This is a genomic window from Streptosporangium longisporum (assembly GCF_039534895.1).
GTDB lineage: Bacteria > Actinomycetota > Actinomycetes > Streptosporangiales > Streptosporangiaceae > Streptosporangium > Streptosporangium longisporum.
This window is the reverse complement of the sequence record NZ_BAAAWD010000006.1, coordinates 140049-160833: the sequence shown is the minus strand read 5'-3', so window position 1 is coordinate 160833 and position 20785 is coordinate 140049. Positions and strand designations below refer to the sequence as shown.

The following is a 20785-nucleotide window of genomic DNA, read 5'->3' as shown; positions in this document are numbered from 1 at the left end:
GTCCAGCACTGTACGGACGTTCCCCCGCGGACGCGTCCATCCGGTGGGGCAGAAGGTGGTACTTCGTCCGGGGTAGGGAAGGGGCTGACAAGGCTCGGAGACTGGGCCAAGCTGTCTGCGGGAGGTCATCAATGATCAATCGTCGTGTCGCCGTCCCCCTGGCGGGGATCCTCGCGGGAAGTTCCGTCCTGCTCGTCAACCCCGCGGCGGCGTCCTCGCAGGCGCTGTCGGCGCCACCCCAGGCGCCCCCGGGCACGCTCGCACCGGCGTCGCAGACGCCGCCGCAACCACCCCGGGCGGAGAAGAAACCCGTCGCCGAGGGGTACGGGGGCGCGGTCTCGACCGTCGACCTCGACGCGAGCAAGGCCGCGCTGGGGGTGCTGCGCCGGGGCGGCAACGCCATCGACGCCGCGGTCGCGGCCGCGGCCACGCTGGGCGTGACCGAGCCCTACTCGGCCGGGCTGGCCGGAGGCGGGTTCATCGTCTACTACGACGCGCGCCGCAAGAAGGTCCACACGATCGACGGCCGGGAGACCGCGCCCAGGGCGATGACCTCCACGTCCCTGGAGGGCATCCCGTTCGAGGAGGCCGTCACCAGCGGGCTGTCGGCCGGGATCCCCGGCAGCGTGGCCCAGTGGGAGCTGGCGCTGCGCAGGTTCGGCACGCTCTCGCTGCGCCAGGCCCTGCGGCCCGCGGTCGAGGTCGCCTCCAAGGGGTTCACGGTCGACAAGACCTTCCACGACCAGACCGCGGCCAACGCGGCCCGGTTCAAGGACTTCACCTCCACCGCCCGGCTCTACCTGCCCGGGGGTGCCCCGCCGCCGGTCGGCTCCACCTTCCGCAACCCCGAGCTGGCCGAGACCTACCGCACGCTTGGCAGGCGCGGGGGCGACTGGCTCTACCGCGGCCCCCTCGGCGCCGAGATCGTGGCCACCGTCAAGAAGCCGCCGGTCACGCCGGGCTCCACCCGCAACGTGCGTCCCGGGCTGATGGAGACGTCCGACCTGAGGGCCTACCGCGCGCTGGAGCGGCCGCCCACGAAGATGACGTACAAGGGCATGGACGTGTACGGCATGGAGCCGCCGTCCTCGGGGGGCACGACGGTCGGGGAGGCGCTGAACATCCTGGAGGCGCTGCCCGAGGTCGGCCAGCACGAGTACCTGGAGGCCTCCCGGCTGGCCTTCGCCGACCGCGGGAAGTACGTGGGCGACATCCCGGGCGTCCCGGTCGGGGAACTGCTCTCCGACGGGTTCGCCAAGGAGCGCGCCTGCCTGATCGGTGAGCGGGCCATGCCGCACCCGGCCGCCCCGGGCACCCCCGACGGGACGTACGGGCCGTGCCCGGTCACGCCGTCGGCCCAGACGACCGAGGCCGCTCCTGAGGGTCCCGAGACCACCCACCTGGTGGTCACCGACCGCTGGGGCAACGTGGTCGCCTACAACATCACCATCGAGTCGACCGGTGGCAACGGCATCGTCGTCCCCGGCCGGGGCTTCCTGCTCAACAACGAGATGACCGACTTCACCCTCGGCCCGGCACCGGGCGACCCGAACCTGCCCGGGCCGGGCAAGCGGCCCCGTTCCTCGATGGCGCCGACGATCGTGCTGTCCGACGGGAAGCCGCTGCTCGCGCTGGGCTCGCCCGGTGGTTCCACGATCATCACCACCGTGCTGCAGATCCTGGTCAACCGCTGGGACCTGGGCATGTCGCTGCCCGAGGCGCTGGCCGCCCCGCGTGCCACGCAGCGCAACACCGCGCAGACCCAGGCCGAGCAGGCCTACCTCGACCGCTACGGCGCCGAGCTGACCGGCCGGGGGCACAGCCTGGTGCTGAACCCCGAGATCGGCGCGGCCACGGCGGTCGAGTTCCTGTCGCGCGGCAGGCTCCAGGCGGTCGCCGAGCCGACCCGGCGCGGCGGCGGCAGCGCCCTGGTGGTCAGCGAGCGCAGGTAACCGAGGTCGTGCGGGCTCCCGGGCCGGGACACCCCCGCCCGGGAGCCCGTGCGCGTCACCGGGATCGGGGACGCGCGCCGCGGGTCAGGGGATGAGCTCGAAGGCCGCGGGCCTCGGCCTCCGGGTGCGCGCCCAGTACTCGAAGGTGAAGCCCGGCCAGACGGCCCTGTTGACGCCGTGCTCGTCGAGGTACCAGCTACGGCAGCCGCCCTGGCTCCAGACCAGCCGGTCCAGCCGCGCGCGCAGGCGGTCGTTGTAGGCGCGCTGCGCCTCGGGCCGGACGTCCAGCGCCCTGGCCTTGGTCCTCGACAGCAGGCGCAGGCAGTCCAGGACGTACCGGACCTGGGCCTCGATCATGAAGACGACCGAGTTGTGGCCCAGGCCGGTGTTGGGGCCGAGCAGGAAGAACAGGTTGGGGAAGCCCGTCGTGGTGATGCCGTGGTACGCCTCCACGCCGTCCTGCCAGGCGTCCTGGATCTTCCTGCCGTTCCTGCCGACGATCCGCTGCTCGCCCAGGGCGTCGGTGACCTTGAAGCCGGTGCCGTACACGATCACGTCGACCTCGGTCTCCCGGCCGGTGGCGTCGACGATCGAGTTCTCCCTGATCTCCCGCACCCCGTCGGTGATCACCTCGACGTTCTCCCTCGTCAGGGCCGGATAGTAGTCGTTGGAGATCAGGATGCGCTTGCAGCCGATCGTGTAGTCCGGGGTCAGCCGGGCGCGCAGCTCCGGGTCGGGCACCTGGGCGGCCAGGTGCCGCCGGGCCGAGGTCTCGTGGACCCTCATCAGGCGCGGGTCCACGGCGAAGCCCAGCGCCCGGGTCTCCAGCGCCCAGTAGATCGATGCGCGCAGCGCGCGGGCCGCGCCGGGCAGGGCGAGGAACCGCTTGGCCCGCGGCGAGAAGGGGAAGTCCGGCCTGGGCTGGATCCAGGGCGGCGTGCGCTGGAAGAGGTGCAGGCGGGAGACGCGCGGGGCGATCTGGGGAACGAACTGGACCGCCGAGGCCCCGGTGCCGACGACGGCGACCCGCCTGCCGGTCAGGTCCACCGAGTGGTCCCAGCCGGCCGAGTGGAAGGACGGGCCCAAGAAGGTCTCGCGGCCGGGGATCGCGGGCAGCGACGGCACGTGCAGCGCTCCCGTCGCCGAGACCACGGCGTTGGTGGTGAGGCTCTCGCCGTCCGAGAGGCTCACCCGCCAGTCACGCGCCGCGTCGTCGTACTCCAGCCCGACGACCTCCCGGCCGAATCTCAGGTGCGGTCCCAGGCCGTACCTGTCGGCGCATGCCCGCAGGTAGTCCTGGATCTCGGCCCCCGGGGAGAACATCCGCGACCAGCCGGGGTTGAGCTCGTAGGAGAAGGAGTACATGTGCGAGGGGACGTCGCAGGCGCAGCCGGGGTAGGTGTTGTCCCGCCAGGTCCCGCCGAGCTCGGCGGCCTTCTCCAGGATGACGAAGTCGTGGTACCCGGCCTCCTTGAGCTTGATCGCCATGCCCAGCCCGGCGAAACCGGAACCGATGATCGTGATCCCGGGACGCGTGTTCATACGGCCTCCTCGCCGGCCGTTCCCGGTGACGACCTCTCCGGCGTGCTCCTGCGGGGAACGCGAAAAGCGCCGAGGGCGGGGGCCATCGGCGCAAAAGGGGCCCGCGGGCCCCTGAACGTCCTCGTGAACGTCCTCCGGGGAGCGTCCGGGAGCCTCTCCGAGACCCCGGGGGTCGTGGAGGGGCCCTCGCGGTCCTCGGGAGGCCGCCGGAGGATCAGAGCATCAGGTACGCGACCACGGCGACGACGACCAGCACCGCGACCACCACGGCCGCCGTGATCGGCAGGGCGAGCGACCGCTTCTCGGGGGCGGCCTCCGGGTCCTTGCGCTGGGCGAACGCGCGGAACGCCTGGGTGTTGCCCGCGGGGTCAATCTGCTGAGGATCTGACATGGGGATGACTTTAGCGACACGGGACACCTCCCCAACACTGGTTTGTGGCACTTTCGTGAAAGCCCGTATCGAGTGCCGGATCTTGGGGAGCCCAGGCCGGAGGCGGAACGTACCGGTACCGGATCGGGGTGGGTGCTGGGGACGGGACCACCGACCGGGACGGATAGCGTGGTGTCATGCTCCGGATCCTGTTCTCCGCCCGAGTGGTGGCGCTCCACCTGCTCGCGATCGGAGCGCTCGTCACGTGCGGGCTGCTGGGCAGGTGGCAGCTGGGTGTCTTCGAGGACTCCGGCAGGCCCCGGTCGACGCTCGACCCGGCCCCGGTGGCGGTCGCCTCGCTCACCACGCCCGGACGGCACCTGACGGCCGACATGATCGGCCGCCGGGTGACCGCGGAGGGCACCTTCGACCCCTCCAGGCAGCTCCTGGTGGCCGGACGCGAAGGCGGCCTGTGGGTGCTCACCGCGCTCGACCTCGGCGACGGCACGGCCGTCCCGATCGTGCGCGGCAGGGTGGCCACGGCCCAGGACCCGGCGACGGCGGTGCCCGAGGGCAGGGTGACCGTCAGCGGGAGGCTGCAGCCGTCGGAGGACACCGACAGCGTGCAGCGCAGGCCCCGGCAACTGCCGCAGGGACAGGTGATGACGGTCTCGTCGGCCGAACTGATCAACCTGTGGCGGGGGGTGAAGCTGCGCAACGGGTTCGTGGTGGCCGCCTCCCAGTCGCCCGCCCCCGCGGTCGCCCTTCAGCCGGTGAGCATCTCCCCGCCGACCGAGCCCGGCGGGCTGACCTGGCGGAACCTCGCCTACGCCGCCCAGTGGTGGATCTTCGGGCTGTTCGCGGTCTTCATGTGGTGGCACTTCGTGCGCGACGCGCTCCGCGGCCGGGCGGAGGGGACCGGCGCGTCCGGGGACGAGGCCGGCCCGACGGCCCCGACGGGTGCCACGACCGCGACGATGGACGTCACCGGCACGCCCGCGGAGACCGGGACCGCGCTGCGGACCCGTGCCGCGCCGTGAACCGGAATCATCGGGACCGGACGACGTCGTGACCCCCGCCCTCACCGCCCCGTTCCCGCAGCACCCCGTTCCCGCACCGCCCCGTGAACCGCGAACTTCAAGACCGAGGTAACCGACCGTGGAATCCGCTCTCAAGCCCTTCCGTGTCCTGGCGTACATCGTCGGCGTGATGTTGCTCGTCCTGGTCACCTGCATCGTGCTCAGGTACGGCTTCGGCATCGAGGAGCCCTCGAAGATCGTCTCTCCGATCCACGGCTTCCTCTACATGCTCTATCTCGTGGCCACGATGAACCTGGGCATGAAGGCCCGGTGGACCTGGCCCTACATCCTCGGCGTGATGCTCGCGGGCACCGTGCCGCTGCTGTCGTTCGTGTTCGAGCGCAAGGTCACCCGCCGCGTGGAGGCGGAGCTCGCCACCCCCGCCGCCTGACCGGCCCCGGCCCGCCAGGACATGACCCGGCAGAGCCCCGGCCCGTCAGGACGCGGCCCGGTAGAGCCCCGGCCGGATAGAGCTCCGGCCCGGAGGGGACCGGCCCGGAGGGCACCGGGCCGGTCGGGCGGCGGGGATCCGAGGGCGGGCGCCGGCCCCGGCAGGGCCGACGCCCGGCCGGGCATGCCTCCGGCGCCGCCTCAGCGGCCGAGACCGCGGCGGCGGGAGCGCTTGAGCCGCGCGCGCTGGGACGGGTCGAGCATCAGGTAGCCGACGACCGGGGCGGCGACGACGCCCAGGAGGATCAGCATCGTCACGAAACTCGGCAGGAACAGCCACGACAGGAACACCACTGCTCCGGCGCCGATCGCGTACTTCTGGACGGGCGACATCCTCAACATCCTCCGAACGCGGGGCGGGCGCCCCGTCTGTAGTTCATTGTGCGTCGCCGGTTCAACGTATGGACCCGTCCCGGTGGTTCCGACCGAGATATATCGTGATCGCCGCCATCCCGCCGGGAACCGGATGTTCACCGCGCCCGTCAGAGGGGCACGATTCCCGCCGCGTCCACCGGAGCCCGGGAACGCCGGTGACACCGGCGATGCGGGCCGACGGGCACGACCGTGCCCACCGGGAACGGGCGCCCGTACGGACGGCGGCAGGGTGGAAGGGCGGGGTGTGAGCGGCGCTGAGCGGGAGCCGAGGCGGACCGAGCTCGGTGCGATCGGGCAGGCACTGGCGATCCTGGCGGACCGGTGGGTGCTGCTGATCCTGCAGCGGGCGTTCCTGCTGCGGATCAGGACCTTCGCCGGCTGGCGCGACGCGCTGGGCATCTCCGAGTCGGTGCTCGCCGCCCGCCTCAGGGAACTGGTCGGCCACGGCGTCTTCGAGCTGTCGGCCTACCGCGACGGCCGCACCCGCCACGAGTACCGGCTGACGGAGCGCGGGCTGCGGTTGTGGACGCTGCTGACGGCCATCCAGGTGTGGGAACGCGACTGGGTCGCCCCGGGAGGGCTCCCGCCGCTGCTGCACGAGCGGTGCGGCCGGGACGCCGAGCCCTATCTCGGCTGCGGAACCTGCCTGAGGCCGATGAGCGCCCGCGACACCCGGACCGAGAACGGCTCACCGGTCGCGACCGCCCTGACCGGCCCGCCCCGCCGCGGCGGCCCCGCGTCCCGCGCGGCCGCCTCGTCCGAGGCGATCGGATCTCCCCGGCTGCACCGCCGTACGGTCCGCCCCGGTGCCCCCGCCGACCCGATCGGCTACCGCCCGGCGTCCATGGAGATCCTCGGCGACCGCTGGAGCAGCGGGGTGCTGGTGGGGGCCTTCCTCGGCGTCCGCCGCTTCGTCGACTTCCAGTCCGGCCTGGGCATCGCGCCGTCGGTGCTCACCGACCGGCTGCGCCGTTTCGTCGACCTGGACGTCTTCGGTTCCCGGCCGGACGGCTCCTACCGCCTCACCGACAAGGGGCTGGCCTTCTTCTCGGTCTTCGCCTTCCTGGTCGACTGGGCCCAGCGCGAGCTTCCCGTCCCGGCGGGCTCGGCGTTCTCCATCACCCACACGTTCTGCGGTACGGCCTCCCGCCCGGTCCTGCTCTGCCGGGCCTGCGGAGGGCCGCTCGAACGCCGCGCGGTCCGCTTCGTGCTCCCCGCCGACGGCGCTCCCTGCGGTGGCGCTCCCCGCCGATGACGCTTCCCGGCGGGGGCACTCCACGGCGGGGGCACTCCACGTCGGCGGCGCTTCCCAAAGGCGGGGCTTCCCGGAGGCGGCGCTCCCCGGTGACGGCGGGGCTCCGCCGATGCCGACGGGGTCATCTCGCCCGGGCGAGCTTTTCCAGGACCCACCGGGTGGCCGTCGAGACGCCCTCGCGCGTGCTGTTGCCGGCGTCCTCGGCCGAACCGCGCTCGTACTGGACGCTGACCACGAGGTTGGCCGCGCGGAAGACCGTCGAGCTGTAGTAGGTGAGCGTGTTGGTGCCCTCGACGGTGTAGGCCTCGGATCCCGTTCCGGCCACCGGGGTGGCGGGCCTGGTCACCGTGAGCGGCAGGCCCGCGGCCGTCCTGGTCCGCGCCTGCTCCTGCGTGAGGAAACGCGCGTAGACCTCCCGGGCTCTCTCGTCGGAGGGCAGGCGGGCGGCGAAGATCCGCAGGGTGTAGCGCAGGTTGCTCGGCTGCCTGGTGTCGGTGTTCCACCGGCACTCGCGGTCCCCCGACTTCCTGGCGGTGGTCTCCAGCTCCAGCGTGGCCGCCTGGTCGGCGGACAGCAGCGTGCAGGGGTCGGGCTCGCGGGTGAACGTCGTGGGCAACGTGACGGGTGCGGTGGTGGCCGGTGCCGGCTCGGCGGGACGGGGCCGGAGCCAGACGACGAGGCCACCGCCGACCAGCAGGACGGCCAGGGCGACGACGGCTGCGAGGAGCGTCCTGCGCGACCCCGCGCCGATCCCGCCCACCCGGCCGGGGCCGGACCGGGCCGGACCGGGAGCCGCTCCCGGGGCGATCCTCTCCAGCGTCAGCCGTACCGAGGTGGCGTCGGGGCGGTGGCCCGAGTCGGACGTCAGCAGCTCCTCCACCAGCGGGACCAGCGGGCCCGAACCCGTGGAGCCCACGGGGCCGGTGGCCGGCGCGGCCAGGGGCGTCCCGTCCCCGATCACGGGCACCGGGCGTTCACCGGTCCCGGGCGTCCGCCCCTCGACGGCGGTGAACAGGGTGGCGCCGAGGTCGTGGAACTCGTCACCGGTTGCGAGGGCGACCACACCGGTCAGCACCACCCGCCCGCTCCGGGTGAGCAGCACGGTGTCGGGGGTGGCGGCCAGGTGGACCCCCTGCTCGCGGGCGGCGGTCAGCGCGTCCAGCACCCGGAGCCCGACCTCGGCCGCCCGCTCGTCGGAGAGCGGGCCGTCGGCCCTGACGGTCTGCAGCAGCGAGCGTCCCTCGACCGCCTCCATGACCAGCCAGAGCCGGTCATGGCCCGGGATCACGTCGTGCAGGGCGGTGACGCCCGGGTGCCGCAGACCCGCCGCGGCGCGGATCTGCGCGAGCAGCCCCTCCCGGTACGGCCCCGGTGGCGGCAGCCGCACCTCCGCGATCGTCACGTCGCGGCGGAGCAGCTCGTCACGCGAGCGCCAGGTCGTGCCCGTGTGGTCGCGGCGTTCCAGCAGGCGGTAACGTCCGGCCAGCAGGGTGGGGTCGGTCATCCGGTCCCCCCGGTGCCGGTACCGCTACGGGTGTCCGGGCCGGGCCGGGCACGGCCGGTGACGGCGCCGGGCCCGGTCAGGGCGGTACGGGCGGCCAGGGCGGTCAGGGCGGGGCGGGCGGCTCGGGGCGTGCCGTTCTCAGTCACGGCTGTTCAGCTCCTCGGAGATCTGGCGCGCTATCCGCAGGGCCTGCCGCCGCAGCGGCGTACCGGCCCGTTTCCCGTCCTCGGAGAGGTCGACCTTGACGAGCAGGTTGCTCACCCGGAACCGGATGACGCAGGAGACCCGCTCCAGGCTGACGACGTCGTAGGTGAACGCCTCGGCCCCCATCCGGTCGATCTTCCTGAGCGGCCCGGTGGTGCCGAACGGGCCGCTGCCCTCGTCGGCGACGGTCCTGGCGCGCTCGGAGGCGAAGAACGCGTGGGCGGTCTCGGGGCCGCTCTTGCCGGGGACCGGGGTCTTGTGGCCGACCGCGACGCTCAGCCGGCGGTCGGGCGGGTCGTCCTCGGGGTCGTCCCAGACGCAGTAGGGTTCCTCGCCCCTCTGGGACTCCATCGGCGAGGACGACGCGCCGGGCACCACGGTCAGGGCCTGCGAGACGGACAGCAGCGAGCACGGTTCGGGAGCGGTGGCGAAGCGTCCGGCCTGCGCCGTCCGCGCCGCTCCGGACGGCTGCGGCACCGTGGACGCCCCGGGATCGTCCCCGGTCAGCAGGACCACCCCGGTCGCCACCACCGCCACCGCGCCCACCGCGGCTCCGGCGATCAGGCCGGTACGGCGCCGCCCGGCCGGGGCGGGGACCCGGTCCGCGGGGACCCCCGTCCCCTGCGGCGTCCCGGTCCCGTCCGCCACCCGCGGTTCCTGACGCGGCACGGTCGCCGGGGCGAGCGGGCCCGCGGGCAGCCCCTGGGCGACCCGCCGCAGCGCGGCGCGCAACCCGGCCTCTCCCGGCCGGTGCCGGGGATCCTTGGCCAGGACGGCCAGCAGGACGGGGGCCAGCTCCCCGGCACGGGAGGGGAAGGGCGTCTCCTGGGTGAGCACCGCCCCGAGGGTGGCGACCGGCGTGCCGCGCTGGAAGGGCCCCCGGCCCTCGACGGCCGCGTACAGGGTCGCGCCCAGGGACCACAGGTCGGCGGCGGGCCCGTCGCCCTGGCCGCGCAGCCGCTCGGGGGCGATGTAGCCGGGAGAGCCGACCAGCGCGTCCGGTGAGGTGAGCTGGACGTCGCCCTCGACGGTGGCGATGCCGAAGTCGGTCAGCAGCACCTCGCCGTCGTCGGAGAGCATGATGTTGGCCGGTTTCACGTCCCGGTGCATGATGCCCCGGCTGTGCGCGAGGGCCAGCGCGTCCAGGACGGCCAGGCCGATCGCGGCCACCCGGTGCGGCGGCAGCGGCCCGCCGGCCCGGATCGCCTGGTGCAGCGAACGCCCCCGGACCAGGTCCATCACGATCCACGGGCGGCCGTCCTGGGCGACGACGTCGTGGACGGCGACGATGGACGGGTGCCCCAGCCGGGCGGCGGCGCGGGCCTCGCGCATGGTGCGCTCGCGCGTCTCGGTGCGCTGCGCCTCGGGCAGCTTCGGGTCGAGCGTGACCTCCTTGATGGCCACCTCGCGGTGCAGCAGCTCGTCGCGGGCCCGCCACACCACGCCCATGCCGCCCGCGCCCAGCTTCTCCAGGGCCCGGTAGCGGCCGGCCAGCACGGGCAGCGGGCCGGCCGCCCGGCCGGCCGGTCCGTCAGTCATCGGTCTTCAGGGACTCGGTGAGCCACCGCGCCACCTTCAGCGCGCCTTGGCCGATGTGGCCGTCCGGATCCTCCTTGACGCCGCCCCGCTCGTAGTCGACCTCGGCGATCAGGTTGCTGACCCGGAAGATCACGGTCGTCTTGTAGGAGCCGCCGTACAGGTTGATGGAGTTGGACGTGCTCGCGGTGAACGCCTCCTCGCCGATGCCGCTCAGGTCCTTGGGCGGGGCGGGCTTCGGGGTGGCCAGCAGGCCCCTGTCGAGCATGTCCTTCTTCCTGCCGGCCAGGTACTCCCTGGCCCGCGCGACCTCCTTCTGCGCGATCAACCGGACCCGCAGGTCGTACTTCTCCACGTTGGGCTTGCGCCAGTCCTGCTGGTTGAGCCAGTCGCACGCGGAATGCTCGACCTCGGAGCTCCTGAAGCCGGGGACGACCTCGGCGGCCTGCTTCTCGTCGAGCAGGCTGCAGGCCCGGGGCGCCGTGGCGAATCGGCCCTTGGCGCCCGGAGGCTCCGAGGGGAACGCGTCGGCGACCGGGTTCGTGAGCACCGAGGTGAGCAGCACGCCGATGGCGACCGCCATGCCGAACAGCAGTGCCCCGGTCAGCGCCACCACGGGCTTGGGGACGAGCACCCCCGCCGTCCTCGTGGAGCGCTCGGTCGGCTCGTCCTCCGGCCCGCGGGGCGCACCGGCGGTGCCGCTCGCGCCGCTCACCTCGGCCCGGCCGTGCGCGGACCGGGGCGGCGGCCCCGGCGGGAAGGGCGTGCCGGGCTGCGACGGGTCCTGCCGTCCGGGCTCCGGCAGGCCGGGTCCCCGCAGCGCCTCGTGCGGCCCCGACCCCTGCGGCCGTTCCCGGTCCTGCGGGCCGGGCGGGCCCTGCTGGGGCGGTCCGGCGTGCGAGGGGCGCGGCGGTCCCTGGTGAGCGCCCGACGGCTCCCGCCAGGGACCCTGCGCCCCGGACGGCGATCCCTGCCAGGGGCCCTGCTGCGCCGTCCGGGCCGGGGAGCCCGGGGGCAGGGCGAGCCAGGCGGCGGGCGTGTCCGGGCCTCCGGGAGGGTCGTGCCGGGCGGTGGACGCGTCCGGCGGTCCGGGCGGGTCCTGCCGGGACGCGAGCGGGTCGTGGACGGGTGACGAACCCGACGGGTGCCGGGATGCGGAGACGTCCTGGGAGGGGAACGGGGCCTGCCGGGGGTCCGGGACGTCCCGCAGGGTGAGGCCGGCCGTGATGTCGGAGATCTGGTCGTTCAGGGTCTTCCTGAAGGGCGCGGTCACGTCCCCCTCGGCGGGCTGGACGTCCCCGCGCTCCTCCCGCCCTGTCGGTCCGGTGGGTCCGGTGGGTCCGGTCGTCTCCGGGATCCCGGCGCCCGGGACGGTCCCCTGGGGGAAGGCCGCCGTCTGCGAAGAGGCTCCCGCCTGGGGGAAGGCGGGCGACGACCCGGAGGAGAAGGGGGCCGGCGTGGCGGAGGGACCGAGCGCGTCGACACCGAAGCGGGGGGGACGCGTCCGTACCGGAGGCCCCCGGGACGGGCGGGGGCACGTTCTGCGGGACCGGCGGGGGCACGTCCGCGGGGGAGGGCGACCCGGGACGGTACCGGGAGACGTCGACCAGCGCGGCGCGCAGGGTGGCCGGGTCCGGCCGCTGGGAGGGTTCCCCGGCGAGCAGGCGAAACAGGACCGGGGCGATCGGCCCGGCGTTGTCCAGGGAGGCTCCGGGCGACGGCGGACGGCCCTCGACCGCGGTGTACAGGGTCGCGCCGAGCGACCACAGGTCGGCGGCCGGGCTGGTCACGCCCTCGGGGGAGGTGAAGAGCGAGGACGGCAGGGAGGGGGTGGCGAGCGTGATCTGGTCGTGCGGGCCGAGCAGCACCGAACTCGGCCGCACGTCACCGTGGAGCATGCCCTGCATGTGCATGGACACGAGCCGGTCCAGCACGGCCAGGCCGACCACCGCGGTCTGCTGCGGGGACATCGGCCCGAACCGGGCGATCACCTGCTCCAGCGAGCTCTGCTCAAGCATCGGCGCGCCCTCGGCTCCGGCGACCCCCGGTCCCGGCGCGGGAGCCTGCCCACCGGCGTGCCTGCCCTGGGGTCGGGGGAGGTCTGGATGGTTCATTCGCCAGCTTTCTGCTTGTTCAACGCGTTCGCGATCCATGTCGCGGCGGTGTGGGCGCCGGCCTGGATCGCCGGTCCGTCCTTGCTGCCGTCGACCACGCTGTAGCCGACGTCGAGAACGAGGTTGTCCACGCGTACGACCACGTAGCTCTGCTCCAGTCTGCCGGTCTTCCGGTTCTCGTAGACGTCGTAGCCGAAGGACTCGTCCCCGACGGGCTTCACCGTCCTGGGCGCGGTGGAGCGGGACGAGCGCAGGCCGGCCTGGATCTCCGGCCAGCTCCAGGCGTTCTCGCCGCTGGGGATGACGCCGTTGCGCCGGTTCACGAACAGCTCGTGGGCCTGGCGGGGGCTCTTGCCCCACTGCTTGTCCCCGGACAGGCGCACCTCCAGCCCGGCCCCGCTGGTCGGCCACTGGCACCCCCCGTCGTTGGTGGGCTTGCCCTCCGCCGGAGCGGGCAGCAGCCGGCCTGCCATGGCCGCGGGGATGAGCGCGCAGACGTCCACCGGTGTGGCGAAGACGCCGGGACTCTCGCTGAGCACGGCCTTCTTCTCCTCGGCGGCCGTGGAGTCCGAGGCGAACAGGAACGTCACGCCGAAGGTGATCCCGACGACCGCCGCGACCGCCGCGACCTCGGCGGCGGCCCACAGCACCGCGCGCCTCCGGCTCCGCCCGTCCGGCGGTACGACGCCGCCGTGCGCGTAGGACGGCGCGGGCGCGGGACGGTCCGGGACGTGCGGCAGGGCGACGGCCGTGCGCCCGGAGGCCAGCTCGCCCAGGGAACGGGCGACCGCGTCGAAGGACGGCCGGGCCTCGGGCACCGGGTCGAGCATGAGCATCAGCAGCGGGCCCAGCGCGCCCGCCCGCTCGGGCGGCCTGGGCGGTTCGGTGAGCACCCGGCCGATCGCCGCGATCGGGCTCTCCGCCGGGTGCGGGGGCGTCCCCTCGACGGCGAAGTAGAGGGTGGCGCCGAGGGACCACAGGTCGGAGGCCGGGCCGCCGCGCTCGCCGCGGAGCCGTTCGGGCGCGATGTAGTTGGGCGAGCCGACCAGGTGGTCGGTACGGCTGGAGGTGCCCTCGCCCTCGACGACCGCGACGCCGAAGTCGGTGAGGACGGCCTTGCCCGTCCTGGTCAGGAAGACGTTGCCCGGCTTGACGTCACGATGGACCACCCCGGCGGCGTGGGCGGCGCCCAGCGCGCTGACGATGCCGACCCCGATCCTGGCCACCTGGTGGACGGGGAGCGGGCTGCGGTCGCGGACGGTCTGCTCCAGCGACGCGCCCGAGAGCAGCTCCATGACGAGCCAGGGACGGTCCTGCTCGATGACCACGTCGTGGACGGTCACGATCGAGGGATGCTTGAGCCGGGCGGCGAGGTTGGCCTCGCGGAGCGCCGCGGCACAGACCTCCTGCCGCCCGGCGGCGTCGAGGCCGGGCGGGATCCGTACCTCCTTCACCGCCACGTCGCGGCCGAGCGTCTCGTCGGCGGCGAGCCAGACCGTGCCCGCCCCGCCCTCGCCGAGGGGGTTGAGCAGCCGGTAGCGGCCTGCCAGCACTTGAGTGTCGATCCTGCTCACCCCGTTCGCCATCCCATCGCGGACAGCAACATAGTCACTTAGTGGCACATGAACCAACGAACTGGGACTTCGCCGTCGTATTCGTTTCCGGCCCCTGCCCTCATGGGACAGGGGAATCCTCGCAAAGACCCGGAAGAGGTGACGAGGCGGCCACCCGATCCCGCGACCGGAGCGGGGCGGCCCGGGGGCGGGGGCCGGTTCCCTCGGTCCGCGCGGGACGGCCCGGGGAGCGGGACGGCCTGGAGCGGGACGGCGTGGAGCGGGGCGGCCCGGGGAACGGGACGGCCTGGAGCGGGACGGCGTGGAGCGGGGCGGCCCGGGGAACGGGGAGGCCCGGGGAGCGGAAGGGGTCAGCCGCGATCCGCCGCCCACTTCTCGTGGGCGGTCCACAGGCGCCGCCACAGCGCGGCCCGTTCGGCCGGGGTGACGTCGGTCAGCGGGAGCGCGAAGACGTCGGCCAGCACCTCGAAGTAGTCGCGCTCGGTCTCCGCGGTGAGGCTGTGCTCCCGGTCGCCGGCACGGGTGAGGACGAGGCCGCGCAGGATGTCGGTGCCTCCGGCGTCGCGTCGCGCGACCGTGGCCACGCGGACGAACCCCGACTCCGGCGAGGTGGACAGGAACTCGTGCGTCCCGGCGAACTCCGGCATCCGCGCGGGTGCGGTACGGAAGTCCATGCCGGCGAAGGAACCGCGCGGGTCGTGGTCGAAGCGCCATCCGCCGGGCTCTGCCTCCGAGGGACGCAGGCCGTAGGTGAAGGGCCCCTGCCGGTAGGTGCCCGCGACGAGCGGCAGGGGAGCGTGCAGCCCGTCGCCCATTCCCAGGTCGACCAGCCACTCGCCACCGGGATTCTGCGGGTCGGGCAGACCGGACACCGTGAGCACCAGATGGTTGCCGGTCGCCCCCGCCGGGTCCTCGGGGCGCCCCTGGACCCCGCCGACGTGCCTGGTCACCCGGTAGCCCAGTTCCCGGAGCACCTCGGAGAAGGCGCCGTTCAGGTGGTAGCAGTAACCGCCCCTGCCCCGGATGATCCGGGCCGCCGACTCCGCGGGATCCACCGTGGTGGAGCGTCCGAGCCAGATCTCCAGGCATTCGTACGGCACGCGTTCGGCGTGGGCCCGGTGGAGCAGGTGCAGCGACTCCACGCTCGGGGGGCCGTCCACCCGGGCACCGATCCTGCGGAGGTATGCGGGTACATCGATCACCCTGACACGGTAGCCCGGCCGCGGGCGGGTCCCCGTCACGGTCAGAAGACGGGGGTCCCGTCGCGGTCAGAAGAAGGGGGTCCCGTCACGGTCAGAAGACGGCGATGTCCCCGAGCGAGTTCCGCAGCACGCAGCTGTTGCTGAAGGTCTGGGAGGACACGTAGAACCGGCCGTCCCAGATGCCGCCCGCCGATATCGTGACCGGGTCGTAGATCAGGGGGCAGAACGCCTTCGTCGACGGCTTGATCTTTCCCACGTCGCCGTTCACGCGGATCAGGGCCGTACACGCGTTCTGTGTCTTCGGGTGCGTTCCTCCCCTGATCGGCGTGCACTGCAGCACCACGACCCGGGTGGTCGGCGAGATGGTCGCCCCCTGGTTGATGGCGAGCACGACCGCCCGGCCCAGGATGAGGCCGGTGGACCCGCCCCGCCGCTCCACCGGATCCGACGGGCCCGCCGGACGCGAAGGCCCGGACGAGTCCGGCACCCGCGCCGTGATCGGCGCCTCCGGCGACGGCCCGCCGCCCGGATCGGCGCTCGCGGGCGACACCCCGAAGGTGGCCATCCAGCCGGTGAGGGCTGCAAGGCAGACGATATGCCTCATGAATGGCCTCATCGCTATCATCCCCAGATCACATGATGTTCGGTGTTCCCAGCCTGACCTGCCGTGATCCCGTCACCAAGCGACGGTTTTCAGGCACGGGTCAAGATTTTCACCGGTCGGTAAAATCCGTCACGATCGGCGCGCAGGGTGTTCGCGTACGGGCGGCGCCGACGGCCTGCTCGTGCGCCAAACCTTCACAATTCACCACAGGTCTTCTGCACCGCTCCGGTCTACGCTGCCGAGCATGGCAACCCCTCAGCAACGACGCGTCCTCGTGGTCGAGGACGACGAGACGATCGCGCGGGCCGTACGCCACCGGCTGGCCGCCGAGGGCTTCGACGTGCAGATCGCCGGGGACGGGGAGGCGGCGCTGATCGCCTACGCGAGGATAGGGCCCGACGTGGTGGTGCTGGACCGCCTGCTGCCCGGTCTCGACGGCCTGGAGGTGTGCCGGCGGATGCAGGCGGCCAGGCCGGTGCCGGTGCTCATGCTCACCGCGCTGGGGGAGGAGACCGACCTGCTGGTGGGGCTCGGGGTCGGGGCCGACGACTACATGGCCAAACCGTTCAGCATGCGCGAGCTGGTCGCCCGGGTGCACGCCCTGCTGCGCAGGGTCGAACGGGCCTCACAGCTCGCCGTGGACGACACGGTCATCCGCGTCGCCGACGTCGAGATCGACACCGCCGAGCGCCGGGTCTACGTGAGGGGCACCGAGGCCCAGCTGACCAGGACCGAGTTCGACCTGCTCTGCCGCATGGCCGAACGCCCCGGGCAGGTCTTCGAGAGGGAGCGCCTGCTGACCGACATCTGGGGCTTCTCCGAGGCCGCGGCCACCCGCACGGTCGACAGCCACGTCCGGGCCCTGCGCCGCAAGCTGGGGCCCGGCGTCGTCCGTACCGTCCACGGTGTCGGCTACGCCCTCGTCAAGCCGTGACCGCGCGGTACGGGCCTCACGCCGTGACCGCGCGGTACGGGCCGGGCCGCGGGTGAGCGCCCGCGCGCTCCGGCGGCGTCCCGAGCGCGGCCGACGGGGGCCGGAGCGCGGCCGACGGGGGCCGGAGCGCGGGTGGCGGGGCCCCGGGCACGGCCGGTGTCGTGGGCCGGTGCCCGCGAGCGGGCGAGAACCGATCGTCCCCGTCGTCACTCCAACCCATGTACACCCATTCACTTCGACATCGGGATGCGCCGACCAGTGAGACCCCTCGACTTCCTCGGCCGGATCAAGGCGAAACTCGGCATGGTGATCCTGCTGGCCGTGGTGGCGGCGTTCGTCGTCAACGAGGTCGGCATCAACGCCGGGTACTCGCGCGACGTGCGCGTCGCGGTGGCCGCGGTGTTCGCGCTGATCATGGTGCAGCTGCTCGCCCGGGGAATGACCAAGCCGCTGCGCGAGATGGCCGCCGCCGCGCAGACCATCGCCAAGGGCCGGTACGGCCTGCGCGTCACCGCCACCTCCCGTGACGAGGTGGGCGAGCTGGCCCGCGCCTTCAACGCGATGGCCGCCGACCTGGGCGAGGTGGACCGGCAGCGCCGGGAGCTGGTGGCCAACGTCAGCCACGAGCTCCGCACGCCGATCACCGCGCTCCGGGCCGTACTGGAGAACGTGGTGGACGGGGTCTCCGATCCCGATCCCGTCACCCTGGGCACGGCGCTCGCGCAGACCGAGCGGCTCGGCCGGCTGGTCGCCCAGCTGCTGGACCTGTCGCGGCTGGAGTCCGGTGCCCGCCTGATCGAGCGCGAGGACGTCGAGCTGCGTCCGCTGTGCGAGCAGGCCCTGCGCGAGGCCGTACTGGCCAGGGAGGGCGTCACGGCCCGCTGCGAGGTCCCCGAGGGACTGAGCCTGCGCGCCGACCCCGACCTGCTCGCGCAGGTCCTCGCGAACCTGCTGGACAACGCGGTACGGCACAGCCCCGCCGGCGGGGTGGTGGTCCTGGCGGCGGCGGCCTCCGGGGACGGTGTCCGGCTGAGGGTGAGCGACCAGGGCCCCGGCATCGCGGCCGAGGACCGGACGCGGGCGTTCGAGCGCTTCTCGCGGCTGGACGCCGGACGGGCCGCCGACGACGGCGGAGCCGGGCTGGGCCTGGCCATCACCAAGGAGATCGTCGAGCTGCACGGCGGCTCCATTCACGTCGAGGACGGTGTCGGCTGCCACGTGGTGACCGACCTCCCGGAAAGGATCGAGATGACCTCCCCGTCTTCCCCGGCCCAGGGCTCGCCCGCTCACGGCCCCGTCGGCCCCGGGGTCTCGGCCCGGCTGCCCTCCCCCGCGGAGCCCGCGGAGCCCGCGGAGCTCGGGGAGCCTCCGGCTCAGGAGGCTGCGGAGCGGAACTTCCCCGCGCCGGAGCCGGCCGCCCCGGAGCCGTCCGTTTTGGAATCGTCCGCTTCGGAGTCGTCCGTCATGGAGTCGCCCGCTTCGGAGTCGTTCGCCTCGGAGGCGGCCGTCGCGGGGACGGGGAAGGGGAGGCCGGGGCAGGTGGCCGGGAGCGCAGGTTCCCCCGCGCCCGCCCTTCCGGGCCGGGGTCCCGCGGACGGCACGCCCCCGGGCGGACCCGCGGAGCCGGACGGTCCACCCGGATCGTCCGGGTCGCCCGGTCCATCCGGAACGTCCGGAACGGTCGGCTCCGCCGGATCCGGTGGTCCGGACGGACCGGGTACGAACGGTGACCCGGGCCCGTCGGGCCTGCCGGGCTCATCGGGTTCGTCGGGCGGCTTGGGTTCCGGTTTCGACTCCGGTGAGCCGGGTGGCTCGGACGGTCCGGGTGGTCCGGGTGGTCCGAGTGGCTCGGCCGGGTCCGGCGGCTCGGGCGGATCCGACGAAGGGGACGAAAAGGCTCGACCGACGGCGTCCCCGCCGTCGTCCCTGCCCTCGAGAACCCCGCCGTACCCCCCGCAGCCTGTCCTGGTCCGGAGCGGGGACGCGCGTCCGCCGCAGGTCGTGGTGCGGAACTGGGCGGGGGCGTTCCTCGGGGTCTTCCTCGGCGGTGTCGCGGGAGGGCTCTGCGCCATGGTCGTCGGTATCGCCATGTCGGGGATCGACTCGATGCTCGGGATGATGGCCGCCGCCGTCCTGTTCGTGGGCGGCGGGTTCGTCGGTACGGTCCTCGGCGCCACCACCTCCTTCAGCGACCCCCTCGCCGTCCATGAGCGGCTTCCGGACCGGTTTCAGGTCCAGGGGGCCGTGGCGGTGCCCTCCGGGGCGAGGCAGGTCCCGGCCGGGCAGGGCATGACGGGCCCCGCGAGCGGGAGCACGGGCGCCGCGGGAACGGGCGCCGTGGGCACGGCGGGAGTCACGACCCTGGGGACCACGAGCTCCGGGACCGCGAGCCCCGGGACCACGATGCCCGGGACCGCGTACCCGAGGGGCACGAGCGCGGCGGGCGCGAACCCGGGGGCCGCGGGTGTGACGGCCCCCGCCCGGCCGCAGGCGGGGGCTCCGGGCGGGCGCGGGACGGGAGGCTACGAGGCGCCGCCCATCCTGCCCCGGCCGGATCTGCCGGACACGCCCCGCTGGGTGCTCCCGGCGTCGGCCGCGGTCGGCCTGCTCGCCGCGGTCGCGGTGCCGTACAGCAGGGCCGGGCTGGGGCTCGTGCTGGTGGCCGTCGCCATGGGGGCGGCGGTGTTCCCCGCGGTACGCCGGCGGATCACCCCCTGGTCGGTGGCGCTGGCGGCGATCGCCTACGGCCTGGTCGTCACGGTGCTGTTCAGGGACGCGGACTGGCTGGTCGGCGTGGTGTCCCTGGCCGGGTTCCTGACGGCCGCGCTGGCCCTGTCGGGAGCCGGGCGCGGCTGGTTGGGGGTGCTCAGGGGCGGCGCGTCGGTGATCCTGGGACTGCTGCCGGTGCCGTGGTTCCTCGGTCCCCGGCTGAGGGCGCTCGCGGCCCGCGGGCGGGTGATGCCCCTGCTGGTCGGGGGCGGGCTGACCGTCGTGCTGCTGGTGGTGTTCGGGGCGCTGTTCGCCTCGGCGGACGCGGTCTTCGCCGAGGCCGTCGAGCGGGTGCTCAGCGTGCAGGACTGGGCGGAGTCCATGCCGCTGCGGATCGTGCTGTTCGTGGTCTTCGCGGCCACGGTGGCCTCGGCGGTGCTGGTCGGCCTGCGGCCCGTGACCGAGCCGCGCACGCCGGGTTTCAGGGTCGCGGCCGGCCGCATCCTGTGGGTGCTCCCGCTGACCGCGCTCAACCTGCTGTTCGCCACGTTCGTGGGGATGCAGCTGACCGTGCTGTTCGGCAGCACCCGATGGGTGGTCTCCGCCACCGGCCTGACCTACGCCGAGTACGCGCGCTCGGGGTTCTTCCAGCTCGTCGTGGTGAGCGTGTTCGTGCTGGCGATCGTGGCGGTCGCCTCGGGGGCGCTGGAGCTGAAGGGCTTCGACCGGTGGCTGATGGCCGGTCTGCTCGGGCTGCTGTGCGTGCTGACCCTGGTCGTCCTGGTCTCCGCGCTGCACCGCATGGGCCTGTACGCCGACGCCTACGGCCTCTCCCGGCTGCGGGCCTCGGTGGCCGCGACGGTGTGGTGGCTGGGCGGGGTCTTCGCCCTGGTCCTCGCCGCGGGGGCGGCCCGGCTCGTCGGGCGCGGGCAGGCGTACTGGCTGCCCAGGACCCTCGTGGTGATGACCAGCGTCTCGCTGCTCGCGTTCGCGCTGTGGAACCCCGACCTGCGGGTCGCGGAGACCCAGATCGCCGTACGCGGCCCGGCCGGGGTGGACCTGGAGTACCTGGGCGACCTCGGGGCGGAGGCGGTGCCCGCGCTGGACCGGCTGCCCGAACCGGCCCGCAGCTGCGTGCTGCGGGACGTCGTGGCCGCCAACGACCTGGCCGGGCCCGACCCCTGGAACGGCTGGAACCTGGCGCGGGGGCAGGCGAGGGAGCTGCTGGCGCGCAGACCGGTGCTCGAAGGCGCCGTGTGCCCGCAGGCCCTCTCCCGGTCGGAGATCCCCTCCCAGGACTGACCGCCGCGCGGACGCGGCCCCGTTCGGGAGAACACGGCCCGTTCGAAAGGACGCGGCCCGTTCGACGGGATACGGCCCT

General features: G+C 74.0%; 16 protein-coding genes. 6 read left to right on the top strand and 10 right to left on the bottom strand.

The genetic code is table 11. The features are described 5' to 3' along the window. The first annotated feature begins 131 nt into the window (after positions 1–131). Positions 132–1952, top strand: a complete 1821-nt coding sequence (locus ABD832_RS04925; RefSeq protein WP_344888981.1) for a gamma-glutamyltransferase family protein — start codon at positions 132–134, stop codon at positions 1950–1952. Between the two features lie 84 nt (positions 1953–2036). Here the strand turns inward: ABD832_RS04925 and ABD832_RS04920 are convergent, their stop codons facing one another. Continuing rightward, positions 2037–3494: a flavin-containing monooxygenase gene (locus tag ABD832_RS04920; RefSeq protein WP_344888978.1), complete on the bottom strand. Its 1458-nt coding sequence runs from the start codon at positions 3492–3494 to the stop codon at positions 2037–2039. A 214-nt stretch (positions 3495–3708) separates the two neighbouring features. Further along, positions 3709–3885 carry a hypothetical protein gene (locus ABD832_RS04915; protein ID WP_344888975.1) on the bottom strand — a complete coding sequence of 59 codons (177 nt, stop codon included), beginning with the start codon at positions 3883–3885 and terminating at the stop codon, positions 3709–3711. A gap of 176 nt (positions 3886–4061) precedes the next feature. Between ABD832_RS04915 and ABD832_RS04910 the strand changes: the two genes are divergently transcribed. Together ABD832_RS04910 and ABD832_RS04905 are read left to right on the top strand one after the other, a co-directional pair. Then, on the top strand, positions 4062–4904 hold the full coding sequence (locus ABD832_RS04910; RefSeq protein WP_344888972.1) for an SURF1 family protein: 843 nt from the start codon (positions 4062–4064) through the stop codon (positions 4902–4904). A gap of 118 nt (positions 4905–5022) precedes the next feature. Then, positions 5023–5334: a DUF3817 domain-containing protein gene (locus ABD832_RS04905; protein ID WP_344888969.1), complete on the top strand. Its 312-nt coding sequence runs from the start codon at positions 5023–5025 to the stop codon at positions 5332–5334. A gap of 200 nt (positions 5335–5534) precedes the next feature. On the opposite strand, the gene ABD832_RS04900 is transcribed toward ABD832_RS04905, so the two are convergent. After that, on the bottom strand, positions 5535–5726 hold the full coding sequence (locus ABD832_RS04900) for a hypothetical protein (RefSeq protein WP_344888966.1): 192 nt from the start codon (positions 5724–5726) through the stop codon (positions 5535–5537). A 286-nt stretch (positions 5727–6012) separates the two neighbouring features. On the opposite strand from ABD832_RS04900, the gene ABD832_RS04895 reads away from it, so the two are divergent. Continuing rightward, on the top strand, positions 6013–7023 hold the full coding sequence (locus ABD832_RS04895; protein ID WP_344888963.1) for a winged helix-turn-helix transcriptional regulator: 1011 nt from the start codon (positions 6013–6015) through the stop codon (positions 7021–7023). A gap of 121 nt (positions 7024–7144) precedes the next feature. On the opposite strand, the gene ABD832_RS04890 is transcribed toward ABD832_RS04895, so the two are convergent. The 7 genes from ABD832_RS04890 to ABD832_RS04860 form a co-directional block, all read right to left on the bottom strand. Continuing rightward, positions 7145–8527: a serine/threonine-protein kinase gene (locus ABD832_RS04890; RefSeq protein WP_344888960.1), complete on the bottom strand. Its 1383-nt coding sequence runs from the start codon at positions 8525–8527 to the stop codon at positions 7145–7147. Then, positions 8524–8673 (bottom strand): hypothetical protein, encoded by a 150-nt coding sequence (locus tag ABD832_RS04885; protein WP_344888957.1) that lies wholly within the window; start codon positions 8671–8673, stop codon positions 8524–8526. The genes ABD832_RS04890 and ABD832_RS04885 overlap by 4 nt, the downstream gene beginning before the upstream one ends. After that, positions 8666–10270 (bottom strand): serine/threonine-protein kinase, encoded by a 1605-nt coding sequence (locus tag ABD832_RS04880; protein WP_344888954.1) that lies wholly within the window; start codon positions 10268–10270, stop codon positions 8666–8668. Before ABD832_RS04880 ends, ABD832_RS04885 begins: the two co-directional genes overlap by 8 nt. Then, on the bottom strand, positions 10263–11540 hold the full coding sequence (locus tag ABD832_RS04875) for a hypothetical protein (protein WP_344888951.1): 1278 nt from the start codon (positions 11538–11540) through the stop codon (positions 10263–10265). Before ABD832_RS04875 ends, ABD832_RS04880 begins: the two co-directional genes overlap by 8 nt. A gap of 837 nt (positions 11541–12377) precedes the next feature. Further along, on the bottom strand, positions 12378–13955 hold the full coding sequence (locus tag ABD832_RS04870) for a serine/threonine-protein kinase (protein ID WP_344888948.1): 1578 nt from the start codon (positions 13953–13955) through the stop codon (positions 12378–12380). Positions 13956–14305: 350 nt separating this feature from the next. Further along, complete coding sequence (locus ABD832_RS04865) at positions 14306–15157, bottom strand: arylamine N-acetyltransferase family protein (protein ID WP_344888945.1); 852 nt, start codon at positions 15155–15157, stop codon at positions 14306–14308. Between the two features lie 91 nt (positions 15158–15248). After that, positions 15249–15761, bottom strand: a complete 513-nt coding sequence (locus ABD832_RS04860; RefSeq protein WP_344888942.1) for an SSI family serine proteinase inhibitor — start codon at positions 15759–15761, stop codon at positions 15249–15251. A gap of 244 nt (positions 15762–16005) precedes the next feature. Between ABD832_RS04860 and ABD832_RS04855 the strand changes: the two genes are divergently transcribed. Then, positions 16006–16695 (top strand): response regulator transcription factor, encoded by a 690-nt coding sequence (locus tag ABD832_RS04855; protein WP_344888939.1) that lies wholly within the window; start codon positions 16006–16008, stop codon positions 16693–16695. Positions 16696–16953: 258 nt separating this feature from the next. Further along, complete coding sequence (locus tag ABD832_RS04850) at positions 16954–20706, top strand: DUF4153 domain-containing protein (protein ID WP_344888936.1); 3753 nt, start codon at positions 16954–16956, stop codon at positions 20704–20706. Positions 20707–20785 lie beyond the last annotated feature (79 nt).